The sequence below is a fragment of the Pseudomonas frederiksbergensis genome, assembly GCF_017114915.1.
GTDB lineage: Bacteria > Pseudomonadota > Gammaproteobacteria > Pseudomonadales > Pseudomonadaceae > Aquipseudomonas > Aquipseudomonas frederiksbergensis_I.
Window position 1 is genome coordinate 1 of the sequence record NZ_JAAUOE010000113.1, and the last position, 203, is coordinate 203.

The 203-nt window shown below is 52.2% G+C and carries 1 protein-coding gene; it reads right to left on the minus strand.

The window, feature by feature from the left end; genetic code table 11:
- The coding region (locus HCU66_RS26965; protein ID WP_205891388.1) for a serine hydrolase at positions 1 to 203 on the minus strand (203 nt) is incomplete at both ends.

Genomic DNA, 203 nt, shown 5'->3' on the forward strand with positions numbered 1-203 from the left:
CCAGTGCTGCAATGATACCGCGAGACCCACGCTCACCGGCTCCAGATTTATCAGCAATAAACCAGCCAGCCGGAAGGGCCGAGCGCAGAAGTGGTCCTGCAACTTTATCCGCCTCCATCCAGTCTATTAATTGTTGCCGGGAAGCTAGAGTAAGTAGTTCGCCAGTTAATAGTTTGCGCAACGATTTAACCGCGAATTCCAGC